This window comes from Flavobacteriales bacterium, assembly GCA_016124845.1.
Taxonomy (GTDB): Bacteria; Bacteroidota; Bacteroidia; order UBA10329; family UBA10329; genus UBA10329.
Genome location: WGMW01000055.1, coordinates 54,981 through 67,969, shown reverse-complemented (window position 1 = coordinate 67,969; position 12,989 = coordinate 54,981). Strand labels below are relative to the sequence as shown.

General features: G+C 48.3%; 10 protein-coding genes. 8 read left to right on the top strand and 2 right to left on the bottom strand.

The features are described 5' to 3' along the window. Positions 1-121 precede the first annotated feature (121 nt). The 6 genes from GC178_17645 to GC178_17620 all read left to right on the top strand — a co-directional run bounded on the left by GC178_17645 (position 122) and on the right by GC178_17620 (position 8,172). Positions 122-2,551, top strand: a complete 2,430-nt coding sequence (locus GC178_17645; GenBank protein MBI1289394.1) for a hypothetical protein — start codon at positions 122-124, stop codon at positions 2,549-2,551. Between the two features lie 119 nt (positions 2,552-2,670). Further along, positions 2,671-3,261, top strand: coding sequence for an HD domain-containing protein (locus GC178_17640; protein MBI1289393.1), 591 nt, complete (start codon positions 2,671-2,673; stop codon positions 3,259-3,261). Positions 3,262-3,320: 59 nt separating this feature from the next. Continuing rightward, positions 3,321-4,181 carry a hypothetical protein gene (locus tag GC178_17635; protein ID MBI1289392.1) on the top strand — a complete coding sequence of 287 codons (861 nt, stop codon included), beginning with the start codon at positions 3,321-3,323 and terminating at the stop codon, positions 4,179-4,181. Then, positions 4,181-4,954, top strand: coding sequence for a hypothetical protein (locus tag GC178_17630; protein MBI1289391.1), 774 nt, complete (start codon positions 4,181-4,183; stop codon positions 4,952-4,954). The genes GC178_17635 and GC178_17630 overlap by 1 nt, the downstream gene beginning before the upstream one ends. Positions 4,955-5,079: 125 nt before the next feature. Then, positions 5,080-5,631 carry a hypothetical protein gene (locus GC178_17625; GenBank protein MBI1289390.1) on the top strand — a complete coding sequence of 184 codons (552 nt, stop codon included), beginning with the start codon at positions 5,080-5,082 and terminating at the stop codon, positions 5,629-5,631. A 3-nt stretch (positions 5,632-5,634) separates the two neighbouring features. Further along, positions 5,635-8,172 (top strand): TonB family protein, encoded by a 2,538-nt coding sequence (locus tag GC178_17620; GenBank protein ID MBI1289389.1) that lies wholly within the window; start codon positions 5,635-5,637, stop codon positions 8,170-8,172. A 95-nt stretch (positions 8,173-8,267) separates the two neighbouring features. Here GC178_17620 and GC178_17615 read toward each other — a convergent pair whose 3' ends face one another. Beyond that, complete coding sequence (locus GC178_17615) at positions 8,268-8,618, bottom strand: hypothetical protein (GenBank protein ID MBI1289388.1); 351 nt, start codon at positions 8,616-8,618, stop codon at positions 8,268-8,270. A 256-nt stretch (positions 8,619-8,874) separates the two neighbouring features. Here GC178_17615 and GC178_17610 point away from each other — a divergent pair, with 256 nt between their 5' ends. Further along, the gene (locus GC178_17610) at positions 8,875-10,971 is read left to right on the top strand and encodes a hypothetical protein (GenBank protein MBI1289387.1); all 2,097 of its coding nucleotides are present in this window, start codon (positions 8,875-8,877) and stop codon (positions 10,969-10,971) included. 38 nt (positions 10,972-11,009) lie between these two features. Here GC178_17610 and GC178_17605 read toward each other — a convergent pair whose 3' ends face one another. Continuing rightward, positions 11,010-11,849: an alpha/beta fold hydrolase gene (locus GC178_17605; protein MBI1289386.1), complete on the bottom strand. Its 840-nt coding sequence runs from the start codon at positions 11,847-11,849 to the stop codon at positions 11,010-11,012. Positions 11,850-11,980: 131 nt separating this feature from the next. On the opposite strand from GC178_17605, the gene GC178_17600 reads away from it, so the two are divergent. Beyond that, the gene (locus GC178_17600; protein MBI1289385.1) at positions 11,981-12,988 is read left to right on the top strand and encodes an endonuclease/exonuclease/phosphatase family protein; all 1,008 of its coding nucleotides are present in this window, start codon (positions 11,981-11,983) and stop codon (positions 12,986-12,988) included. The last annotated feature ends 1 nt before the right edge of the window (position 12,989 follow it).

Below are 12,989 nucleotides of genomic sequence, written 5' to 3'. Positions count from 1 at the left end.
TGCGAGCGCTGTCATCCGAGGGATCGCCTCCGAGGATCAGGGAAACTCAAATAAGGGAGGACACCTCGCTTTCCTCACAAAACCGACCGGAACATCCGGGTCTGCATCCGCAACCGAGAGAATGAGGATAACTGATGCGGGCAATGTGCTCGTAGGGGCATCAAGCTCTTCTACAAATGACCTCTATCTTGCCGACAGGCTCATCGACTGGGACAATACCGGATATTACATCGACATCAACAGTTCGGCAAGAATGAACGAGATAACATTTGATGATGGCTCAACATCAGATCCCAGCGTGAACTTCGCTGGAGACGTGAATACCGGACTTTTCCAGCCTGCCGACAATCAGATGGGAGTAACCATTAACGGGACGGAAAGAATGAGGTTTTCGGATGTTGGAAACATCGGAATCGGAACCACCACCCCCTCGGCTAAACTGGATGTACGACCATTGGACGGTGCGGCTTCATACCAATTCGCAAGTAGTGCGAATGATTATCCAAGGTTATACATGGGTGGCGCGAGCACATCGGTCGCATTCGTAATAAACAGACTCACAACCTCTGCCACACAGTATTTTGGGGAAGACAGCGATGCGGGAGGATTTCAATTTAGAGGAACTGGTGCTACCCGAATCGGTTCGTTATCGGGCTCAGGAATCCGTTCAGTTACGGTTGATGCCAGTGGCAATCTGGGGACAGGTCAACCTACCAGTGGAAGTTCTGGTTTTTGGTCACGGAACGGAGCAGACCTTTACCCGACCAATGTCAACGATTATGTAGGTATCGGTAACACGAACCCGGCCTATGATCTGGATGTAAACGGATACATCCGTCTTTCGACCAATGTCGGTATCAACACAACACCAAGAACGGACTCTTACAGGCTAAGCATGGGGGGACACATTCACATGAACAATAACGAAGTCAACTATGCCAATCAGGTACACTTTAATGATAACCTAAGATTTGTTGATGAAGGTAACAGTAGTTACCTACGATACAGGTATGGCAACACTACCGCTGGAGGTATCAAAGTGTATGATGGTAATGATGCTCTTCAAGGTTACCTGTACGCAAGCGGTGATAACGTGAACTTTGGTCTTTTGGACGCTGATGGCAATTGGGCTGTACGAGTTTACAGAGACAACTCTGTGATGCTTTACGATGATAATCAGTACACATTCGGGGCTGGACAGGGGGCAATTTCTGGTGACTACGGCACGGTTCAGACACAGAGTGACGGAGGTAAAGGCGGATGGGAAGGCTACAATATAGACGGCCGATTCGCGCTAATGTCTGACGGAACCACCAATGTTGGATTGTATAACGATGTGAACAACCGTTGGATCATGCTTCATGCCCGAAACAGTTGGACCCGGTTCTACGAACCCGATGCGACCGACTACATTTACATCAACACCAACACAGACCTTGTGATAAAGGACAACAATCTATACGATGTTAATAACTTGACGACAAACACAATTTATGACGAAGAGGACAACCGTGTCGATATTATCGATTACGTATGGTTTGATAACCCTTCAAGTGGTTATGATATGTGGTTTGACAGTTATGGAAGCGACCCACACCTTCGTTCTGGAAGTGCCGGTTGGGGCTACATCGGGCGTGTTCAAAACTGGTGGAGATATGTTTATGCAACCAGTCACATTACCATGTCTCAAAGAGATTTGAAACGCGACATACACCCGGTGGAAAGTAACGGAGCAATCAAGAATCTGATCCTTACCGATATCGACAGGATGAAACCATCCTTGTACAAGTACAAAACCGAAACAGACGACCTGATTGAAGGCTCAGAAACCAGTTATCGTCCACAATACCACCTTGGTTTCATTTTGGATGAAACACCAGATTATCTACAGGATAACGAATTCGGTGGCATTGACAACTATGCATTGGCCTCCATGTCAATGGTAGGTGTAAAACAGAACCGAGAAGATATCAAGGCACTAAAAGAGGGTCGTGGACAAAACAAAATCAGCGACTTTGGAAGTGGGACTGTAGATGGAGAGTCATTATGGGTTGATTTTGACCCTTCCTTCATAGAACAGCTTTCCAGCGGTCAGGTGCCCGTGGTCAGTGTAACCCCAAATGCGTTGGGTGCCGAGATGGCGGTCGTTGAAAAAAATGCCAATGGATTCCGTGTGAGAAAGGTCGGATCCAATCCATTGGATTTCGATTGGATAGCCATGGCGAAAGTGAACAATAAACCTGCTGCTCAAAAAGAGCAACTGCCGGAAATTATACCGCAGAACATGCTCGATCAATTGATTGTTCCTCAATCTGCCAAAGAAAAATCGAAACTCATTCCCGCAGCCGATAAGATGATACATGAACGATTGGAGGCAACACCAGATGCTCCAACGCACGACACAAGCATCGAAGGGGAATTCGACATGAATTCAAACGCTGGTTCAAGTTCTCCGAAAGCCAATGGCCTTCTCAAAGAGAGCGTAACCCCACTGGACGCAGTAGTTCCAGCAAAATCGGAATCAAAAGTTCCAATGCGAAAGTCTGAATAGTACTTTTCGTGCTGGTCGGAGATGAAAGCCCTGCTACTTGCAGGGCTTTTCTTTTTATGTCTATTACATTCATTGCTGTTAACCGAAAAAATGCTTATTTGCCTCTCTTGAACCATCCGATGGATAACAAAGGAGCCATTCAACATATACTCGACCGACTTGAGCAGGAGCTGCCTGAACATTTGACGTACCATGGTCATCATCATACCTTGGACGTAATGGAGGCCACGGAGCGCATTGCAAAAGCCGAAGGCATTTCAGGCGAATTGTTGAATCTGCTGCTGGTGGCCTCTGCATATCATGACAGCGGTTTTCTTTACGACCACAGAGAACACGAGAAACGAGGCTGCGAAATTGCAAAGGACGTGCTGCCGGAATTTGGATTTTCAGAAGAGCAGATTGAGGCCGTGTGCAAAATGATCATGGCCACTAAAGTGCCACAGGACCCCAAGAATGAATTGTCGAAAATCCTGTGCGATGCCGACCTGGACTACCTGGGCAGGGACGATTTCGAACAGATCGGATCAACGCTTTTCAAAGAATTGCAGGCACTTGGTGTGGTTGAAACAGTTGAGACCTGGAACCGGATTCAACTCGGATTTTTACAACAACACTCATATCACACCGAGTATGGCCGAAAATACAGGCAACAGCCAAAACAGCAACATCTTGAAAAAATAAGATCGATCGTAGCAGGTTATGACCAATAGTGTGGTTTTGAACCAACACAAGATTTAATTTAGCATCCGCTTAAACACAACCCAAAATCATGGCAGAAAAAAATCAGATCATCCTTGTTCCAACAGACTTTACAGCAGCCGCTAAAACTGCAATCAATCATGCCGCAAAAGTTGCGTCTGTTGCCGGTGATGAGATTCGACTTGTTCACATTGTAAACAAGGACACGAAATCTAAACTGAAAAAGGCGGGTGAATCATTGGATGACCTGAATGCTAAAATGAAGGCCGAGGTGGCCGAGATCGCATCAAAGTATAGTGTGAAAGCAGATTTTCATCTTCGAGAAGGTTCGATTTTCACAACTATTGGTGAAGTGGCCGAGGAGATCGGAGCACGGCTGCTGGTAATGGGAACGCATGGTGTCATTGGTATGCAGCACATTACCGGTGCTTGGGCAGTAAAGGTTATCACTTCCTCTCCCGTTCCTGTTATCATTGTTCAGAAAAAGACGGTTTCCGACCACGGTTATAAGACCATTGTTTTCCCGATTGACGCCAGTAGAGAAACAAAGCAGAAGGTCATTCATACTGTTTCGATGGCAAAGTTTTTCGGTTCCACCGTGCATCTTTTCGCAAGCCACGAAACCGATGAATTCCTCGTCAATGCCCGCAACAACAACATTGCTTGGGCAGAAAACATGTTCAAAAAGAATGGCGTTGACTATAAAGTAGCACATGCAGATGGCAATCACGCCAAACAGACCATCAAATATGCCTCGCAGGTCAACGCAGACCTCATCGTAATCCTTACTGACGATGGGGATGTTAGCGTTTCTGAGATCGTTCTGGGTCCGGATGAGGAGAAGGTGATCAACAACGATGCACAGATTGCCACCATGTGTGTAAACCCGGTTGCCGATCTGTATACTATTGGCAACGTACTTTTCCAATAATGAATCGCACAGGCCGTTTACATAGGATCATCGATTGGATCGGTCTGTTCTTCCTGCTCGTTTTTCTGACAGCAGCCATTTCCTCTTGCGAAGAAACCTGTTACGATGGGAAAAAGAACAATGGCGAAGAGGCCGTTGATTGCGGTGGCCCATGTGTTAAATGCGATACCTCTGGCGGAACCTGTTTTGATGGTATTCAGAACCAAGGTGAAGAAGGTGTTGATTGTGGCGGACCATGTAATGCCTGCATCACAGACTCGAGCGTTCTAAGTCCTGATTTTATATGCACAGGCAATGGCGGTTCGTCCTATTTCCCGCTTTCGCTGAACAGCTACTGGATATACAAGATGCCGAGCAACCAATGGTTTCAGTTGGCAATAACGGAACAAACCCAGCAGAACAATGGAAAGGACTATTTCCATATGGTCACAACCGGGTCGTTCGGAACCATTCATGATTACTACCGAGAAGAGAATGGCCAGGTTTACCGTTGGAGCGTGTCTTTAAGTGCTGAGGAGGTCTATATTCCTTCTAACCCCACTACTGGAATGCATTGGACAACCGCATCGACAGACTCCATAGTTATTGATGATCTTGCCGCACATCTCAACTCGCAAAACGGTTGTTCTTACACTGACCTTTTGAAAATCACCTCATTCAAAACTGACACGACCGGAACCGTGCACACTTCCACTAACTATTACAAGCAAGGTCTGGGTCTTGTTCAGCTTTCAAGCGTTTCCGCTTATTTGGATAGTGCTGTGGTGTACTGATTTCCCTTCTTTTTAATGTGCTTCTCTTCGATCCGAACGGTCGGAGAATAAAGACTGCGCAATTTTCTCGCTATGACGGGGTTACCTTTTTGTTTTCCAAACATTAAGTAGTAAACCTCCGACACATGAAGGACGAAGAGATAGTTAAACAGATCCGGAACGGAAACCACGATGCACCAATAAAACAACTCTACCGAGAGTATCCGAAAATTGAAGCATTGATCAGAGCCTCTGGTGGAGACAGCAACGCTGCGCGGGAAATCTTTCATGATGCGCTTATCCTCTTCATCGAAAAAGTGATCGACCCAGCATTTGAACAGTCCTCAAAACTTACAACCTACCTCTACGGAATCAATCGATTACTGTGGAAAAACAAACTGCGCAAACGGCAGAACAATCCAGAACTGGAGTGGCCAGACACGCTCATTCTCACCAATGAAGACCTTGGCTACGACCATGAGAAAGAAGACAGAATAAAAACGATGGAGCGCGTGCTTGCGGAGATTGCTGAGCGGTGCCGTGAAATACTGAAGCGCTTCTACCTGAAGAAAGAATCGATGTCGAGAATCGCTTCTGAGTTGGGCTTTTCGAGTGTCAACTCAGCCAAAACACAGAAATACAAGTGCCTGGAACAGGCCATTCGCCTTGCCACCAATTACCACCCTAAAAACGCCTGAGCCATGAGAAACGAACTTGAAAACATAGAGCGCGTTGAGAGATTCCTCAACAATGAAATGAGTCAGACCGAACGTTCGGCCTTTGAACAGGAACTATCAACGGACGCGGAATTGCAAGGACTTACTGAGAACATGGACGCGCTTAGAAAGGCTGTGTTCCGACATGAGTTGAGGACAAAGATCGAGCGCAATTCGAAAGGAGGGAATGGTTTTGGAAAGTCGGCCATTGTAGGTATGATCATGGTCGGAATCGGTGCCTTGCTGTGGCTGTTTTGGCCTGCATCAACCCCCTTGAAGCAATCACCTGTAGAGGCAACTACCGTACTGGTCGGACACGAGGAAGTATTCGATACAGCTGAAGAAACAGTAGACACAACATTGGTGGAAGTTGTTCCCGTTGTAAAGTCGCTCCCATCAAAAAAACAGGAAAGCCAACCAACAACGGAAAACGAAGAGCGAGTGGCCGAACATGCATTCACACTTGGTGGCCACACGCTTTGGACGGAACCCGACATTCAAACCTTCCAATTTCGAAGTGGCGAGGGAGCCACCATTGAAGGAAAGGACGGTATGCTGGTGATCGTTCCTTCGGATGCGTTTGTTGATGAGAACGGAAAGCCGTTGAGTGGCAAGGTCGAATTCAAACTTGTTGAGGCGCTTTCTATTCAGGAAATGGTGCTCTATAAGCTCAAAACTGTTTCCAATGGTGCCCCGCTGGAGTCGGGCGGCATGTTCTATACCGAAGCCACGGTTGACGGGAAAGTGGCCAACATCAACCCGAAACGGCCACTTTACATCGAAATTCCAACAACCGAGAAGAAAATGGGAATGATGGCTTTCAAAGGTGTTGTGGATAAGGCTGGAAACATCAATTGGGTTGACCCCAACCCGTTGAAAAAGTACTTGGTGAGGCTTCCGTTGGCTGATCTTGACTTTCTTCCTCCTGGATTTGAGGCCGAGGTAAAAGGCAATATGCCGTTCTTGAACTACAAAACGGCTTCTGCTGAGGTTATTGACAGCCTTTATTATTCTCTGAAAAACGTTGAAAAAGAGGACAAACGAACGTTACCGAAACGCTGGAGTCCTGGTGGTGAAACTCGCGATTATGCCAAAAGTGAAATTGCCTGCGGAATCAGACCCACTACCGTTGAGGCCATCAAGACGGAAGAATACAGCCAAACCTTCATAGCAACCAAAGAATTTGAGGCAAGGATTGCGCTTCTTCATAAACTGGAAGACGGAAACCCCTTGGTGGAAATCTACCTGAATCATCTCACAAAAGACCTTTATATCTCCGACTCACTTGTAGCCGAAATGGTTGATGACGGATACGAGGAAACGTTCAAACTGTGGGCGAGAGAAAAACTGACGAACGTGAAGGATGCCCCACTTTACCAAAAAAGGCTGTCCGAGTATTACGTGAAGAAAACAGGGGAACTGAGTAAAGCCCGCAGGCAATTGGCCGCTGAGTTGGCAGAAAAGAACAAGAGGGAGCTTGATGCCCTATATGAACAGGCAACAGGAACAAGCGGGCGCTTGGAAGCTAATGCCAGCCTATTCAGATCACTACCGAACCCGAGTGTCGCGACAGGAAACGTTTATTCGATTCCTTGGGCCAACATGGGCTGGGGCAACATAGACCGATATTACAAACTGTTGGATGGTGGCACGACCGAAACACAGATCACTGTTCAAAACAGGCCCAAAAACACCTCAGTGACCCAATGGCTCGGAGCAATAAACACCTACACAGATCTTATTCCTACAGCTAACGGATTCAGGGCAGTCTTTCCCAAGAATCAAAAGACCTCATCAAAGACACATGTATTTGCCATCGCGAAGATTGATTCTACATATATGTGGGGGTTAAAGCACTATGATCCTTACCAAGATCCCAGTATCCGGTTCGAAATGGCCACCGCTTCAATTGCAGACATCAAGAACGACCTTCGCAGGGTAAATGCAAACTTTGGCATGCTAAAGCGGCATTTGGCTTGGAAAGAGGAACAGGCAAAACAAGCGATAATCTGGGCGACCCAAGCACGTCAGAAACGGGAAGCATGGATGAAGCAACGGGAAGAGTTGTTTGCCAGCTATAAGGATGAGTTCAGACGGCAACGGGAAATTGAGCTTACCTTGAAAAAGCTGAGAAAGGCGGCATTTCCGTGTAGTGAGACCAACATATCAAGCATGGTGGTTGAAGAACCTCTCCAAACTGAACCTGACACCTACGTAATTGTCGAAGACATGCCAACCTATCCCGGAGGAGATGCCGCATTGCTTCAGTTCATTTCGGAGAATACGGTCTACCCAGAAGAAGCAAAATCAAAAGGGATTTCAGGAACTCCTTACGTTTCCTACGTAGTTGATCAGACTGGCTCTGTGATCAACCCTCAAGTGGTCCGCAGTTCTGGAAACCAAGCACTCGACCAAGAGGCATTGCGAGTGATCAGTCTGATTAAAGGATTCACGCCTGGACGCCAACGGGGTCAGCCTGTCGCTGTTCAGTTTACTATGCCAGTTAGGTTTTGGTTGAATTGAAAACACGGGAACAACCGTTCCAAATAGAATCAACAAAAAAAGCCGCTCCGTCTGAGGACGGTAGCGGCTTTCCAACCTACAACCCATGAAACTGCTTATGCAGCGTTCAATGAAGCTTTGAATTCCTTCTTGTATGCGCGACCGATCGGAACGCTGAAACGCATGTCGCTGTCGCGTATTTCAATCGTACTGCCTTTGACAGCCGAAACTTTGTCCAGGTTGACAATGAATGATCGATGAGAGCGTACAAACACTTCCTCTGGAAGCGAACTGACCATCTCCTTCATAGTAGAAAGCGTGATGTACTTTCCTGTAGTGGTCTTAATGATCACATAATCACTCAATGCTTTGATGAAGAGAATTTCATCCAAATTGACCGGTACCAATTGATAATTGGCCTTGATCAGAATTCTCTCTTTTCCGTTTCCGTTCGTATCAGTTCTCATCGTAATAGAGCTTTTGTTGATTCTAAATTCGGCTCTGGCCTTGTTTCTTTCGTTTGGTGACTGTATTACACTTTCCAGCGGTCGGATGTTTCCACTTTTAGACGAAATCGGTCTAATTTGCGACCAATCGACAAACGCTCATCCTCTTCGAAGGTTACCAGAATGCGCCAGAATGGCATTTTATTACCTTTGCAAGCCCTTTTCGGGATAGATAACAAATAGCATTTCTCTGCGTTTGGCGAACACTTCCTTCCTCTTGGTCAGACACTCGCTCATACTGCTTTCGTTTTTTATTGCTTTCGCTGCTCAGGCGCAGGACGGAAAATTGGTGCTGAACGGAAACGTGACCAAAGAAGGCGAGCCGCTGGGAGACGCAGAGGTCAAGATTTTTCAGGTAGATGGCGGACTGAAATACTCGTATGCGAACAACGTAGGGAAATTCGTGGCCACGCTCGACCTCGGAACCGAATATGTGGTAAGTGTTTCGGAGAAGGGCTACGCCACTCGCACCATCACAGTACTTACCGAAGTCCCCGAAGGAACCAACGGCCAATACACACAAACCGTGACGCTTGACCTTCAGAAGATGCGCAAAGACTACGAAGGCAATACCATACGGGAAGAAACGGGCGGAGGCGTCATGTTCAATAAGGGAACAGGTTCGTTCGTAGCGGTGAACCGCGATATAAGTCGCATACAAGAAGAGATTGCAGCGGCAGAGGAGGCCGCCAAGCGAAGAGAGGAGGCGCGCATCAAGGCGATGGCCGCAGCACGCGAAAAAGCCCGTTTGGATTCCATTGCCCGCGCCCGCGAGCGTTTTGTGGCCGATTCCATTGCCAACTGGCAACACAGACAGGATTCGCTGCTGGCGGCCAAGGAGCAAGCGCGCATCGACTCGCTGGCTGCTGTAGAAGCGCATTTGGCCAAGATCAAAGCGCAGCGCGATAAACAGCGACAGGAAGAAGCGGACAGAGAAATGGCCAAGCTCGATTCGCTGAAAGCTGCAGAACAGGAACGCAAACGTCTGGCCGCATTGGAAGCAGCCCGAAAGGATTCTTTGGCCTCCGCGCAGCAAGCGGAGAAAGACCGACTCGCAGCGGCCGAAAAGGCCAAGGCCGATTCTATTGCCGAAGCCAAACGCTTAGCCGATCTGGCTGCGCAGGCGCGGAAGGACTCAATCTCGGAAGCCGACCGTTTAGCGGACGCTGTAGAACAGGCCAGAAAAGATTCGATTGCTGCTGCTCGCGATGCGGAAAAACTGGCCATGCAACAGGCCAAGGATGCTGAAAAATTGAGAAAGCAGGCCGAAGCCGACTCACTTGCTGCCGCAAGAGATGCGGAGAAGAAAGCAGCCGAACTCGCGAAAGAACTGGACGCAAAACGCAAACAGGCGGAGGCAGATTCGTTGGCAGCCGCGAAGGAAGCAGAACGAAACGCTGCTGAGTTGGCGAAACAACTGGAAGCGAAACGAAAGCAGGCCGAAGCTGATTCGTTGGCTGCCGCGAAGGAGGCGGAACGAAAAGCAGCCGAACTGGCCAAACAGCTGGAAGCAGCTCGCAAACAGGCAGAAGCAGATTCGCTGGCGGCTGTGAAAGAGGCCGAAAGAAAAGCTGCGGAGCTGGCAAAGCAACTGGAAGAGCAGCGCAAAAAAGCAGAGGCTGACTCCTTGGCCGCTGTGAAAGAAGCGGAACGCTTGGAGCGGGAACGTCAATTGGCTGCCGAGGCTGCAAAGCGTCAGGCTGAGAAAGACTCGATAGATGCGGCAAAAGAGGCTGCGCGCAAAGCAGCAGAACTGGCCAAGGAGTTGGAGCGTCAGCGCAAGCAGGCCGTTGCTGATTCGTTGGCGGCAGCCAAAGAAGCGCAACGAAAAGCCGAGGAAGCCGCTCGCTTGGCGGAAGAGGCACGCAAGAAGGCAGTTCTGGACTCACTTGCAGAGGCGAAGCGATTGGCCGAAGTGACCGAACAGGCGCGCATGGATTCCATTGCCGCAGCAAAAGAGGCTGCAAGAGTTGAGCGATTGCGTCAACAGGAGGAGGCTGAAAGACGCGAAAAGGCCCGCATAGACTCCCTCGCGGCAGCAAAAGAAGCGGCCAAGCAAGCGGAGATTGCGCGAGTGAGAGAACAGCGCAAGGAAAATACTTACACGACCACGGTTGAGAAGAAAGGCGGTGATGTGATCACAACCACAGTCATTGACATTTACGGAACGAAGACCACATTCAAGAAAATAGCCCACAGTTGGGGCGATGTGTTCTACTACAAGGGCGAGGCCATCATTACCGAAGCACTTTATAAGACCGACTTGGATGCGGCCAAAACCGAGGTGAACCCAGAGAACATTTCTGAACCGTGATCGGCTCTCAGAAACCCAATTGAACTTTTATTCAGGAATTACTTTCCCAAGTGGGAGTTGATCCAGTTGATGATCATCTTGAAAACCTCTTGACGATCGGCCTCCGCCTCGTTGTGGCTTTCGTGGTAATATCCTTCCAAAGACCTGAAGGTCACATTGCTCCCAGCCTTTTCGGCAAACTGCTTTGATGCATCATGCGAGGTCAATTGGTCGCCCGTTCCGTGATACAGCAACAACGGAGTTTCGAGTTCCGATGCATGTTCAAGTGCCCACTCGCCACTATCATGCACTCCCACAAAAAACGCGGTACTGATCTTATCATGCACCAACGGATCGTCAGAATAGCGCTTCACTTCTTTCGGGTCGCGCGAAATGGCGGTCACATCCAATTTTGTGGATTGCAGCAATCCTGGCAGAATATTACTTACCAATCTTCCGAGCTTCACCTGAATGGCTGGTGGGTCGAATGCCAATTTCAACCAAGGCGCAGAAACAATGGCGCCATTTATCCTTGGCTTGCGCTGAAGCAGATAGTTGAGCACCACGTTGCCGCCCATGCTGTGCCCGAACAGAAAAACGGGTTTAGCGGGAACCAGCTCGATCATTTTCGCTACCAGTTCGTTGGCGCAGCCAAGAAGAATATTGTAGTTGGCCACATGTCCGCGCTTGCTCTGCGTTTTTCCATGACCGATCTGATCGTAGGAAACCACCGAGATATTCGCGGCATTCAATGCATCGACCATGTAATTGTATCGGCCCGAATGTTCTCCCATTCCGTGAACGATACCGACCACCGCTTTCGGATTCTCTACCAACCACGACTGTCCGTAAACCGTAATTCCCGTCTTCGACTTCCACGTGTACTCGTTGTGTATCATCTCTGTTTTTCGCTTGAATGCCAAATATAGACGCAATCCAACGGATTTTGTTTCCGAATAATGCTTCCTACGGAATTCCGTTCATCGCTTCCAATAGCTACGTTTATGCATCTTTGTGAAATAACCCCAGTATGAAAAAAAGCCTCCGTACCGCACTCTTCATCATTCTGCTGCCCATTCTGTGGGTGGTATGCAACCTTATTTACGGAACCATGACCGATTATCAGCCTCCGAAAGAGGAAACGGTGGCCATTCGGGCAACTCATGCGCAGCGGCCAGACAGCATTGTCCGCCTTATCGACTGGAACGTGGGTTATTGCGGATTGGGAGAGGAGTCGGACTTCTTCTATGATGGCGGAAAAACCGTGCGGATGAAGGAGGAAACTGTCCGAAAAAATCTGGATGGCGTTCTCAGTTTTGTAAAGAATAATGATTCGGTGGATGTTTTCCTTCTACAAGAAGTAGACACGCTTTCTAAGCGAAGCTGGCAGTTTAACGAGTATAACGAACTGCGTTCCATGCTTCCTCATTTCAACGCTTCGTTCACGCTCAACTATAATGTGCGTTTTGTACCTATTCCATTTACGGAACCCATGGGTAAAGTGATGGGCGGATTGGCCTCTTTCAACCGTTTTACGGTCACCAACGCCATGCGTTATCAGTTTCCATCAAGCTACGCTTGGCCGAACCGTATCTATTTCCTCGACCGCTGTTTCATGGTGCAGCGCATGCCGTACAACGATGTGGAACTGGTCATCATCAACACGCACAATTCCGCGTATGACGATGGTTCGTTGAAAAAGGCCGAAATGGATTTCCTGAAAGATTTCCTGATAACGGAAGAGGAAAAGGGAAACTACGTGATCGTTGGAGGCGATTGGAACCAACATGCGCCAGGAACGGGAGATCGAGCAGTTCCGCAGGATTTTCTGGATGGCTGGACGTGGGCATTTGACACCTCCTACCCTACCAACCGAAACTTGGAAAAGGCTTACGTTGCCGGAGAAACACAAACGCAGGTCATCGACTTTTATCTCTGTAGCCCGAATATTTCGGTGGAGGCGGTCAAGGTCATCAACCTCGATTTCAAATTCTCCGACCACCAACCCGTTTACCTTCGGGCCAAACTAAAAGGCTGAA

Coding starts and splice junctions, on each gene's coding strand:
- GC178_17645 (MBI1289394.1), top strand. CDS start 122: ATGAGGATAACTGATGCGGGCAATGTGCTCGTAGGGGCATCAAGCTCT.
- GC178_17640 (MBI1289393.1), top strand. CDS start 2,671: ATGGATAACAAAGGAGCCATTCAACATATACTCGACCGACTTGAGCAG.
- GC178_17635 (MBI1289392.1), top strand. CDS start 3,321: ATGGCAGAAAAAAATCAGATCATCCTTGTTCCAACAGACTTTACAGCA.
- GC178_17630 (MBI1289391.1), top strand. CDS start 4,181: ATGAATCGCACAGGCCGTTTACATAGGATCATCGATTGGATCGGTCTG.
- GC178_17625 (MBI1289390.1), top strand. CDS start 5,080: ATGAAGGACGAAGAGATAGTTAAACAGATCCGGAACGGAAACCACGAT.
- GC178_17620 (MBI1289389.1), top strand. CDS start 5,635: ATGAGAAACGAACTTGAAAACATAGAGCGCGTTGAGAGATTCCTCAAC.
- GC178_17615 (MBI1289388.1), bottom strand. CDS start 8,618: ATGAGAACTGATACGAACGGAAACGGAAAAGAGAGAATTCTGATCAAG.
- GC178_17605 (MBI1289386.1), bottom strand. CDS start 11,849: ATGATACACAACGAGTACACGTGGAAGTCGAAGACGGGAATTACGGTT.
- GC178_17600 (MBI1289385.1), top strand. CDS start 11,981: ATGAAAAAAAGCCTCCGTACCGCACTCTTCATCATTCTGCTGCCCATT.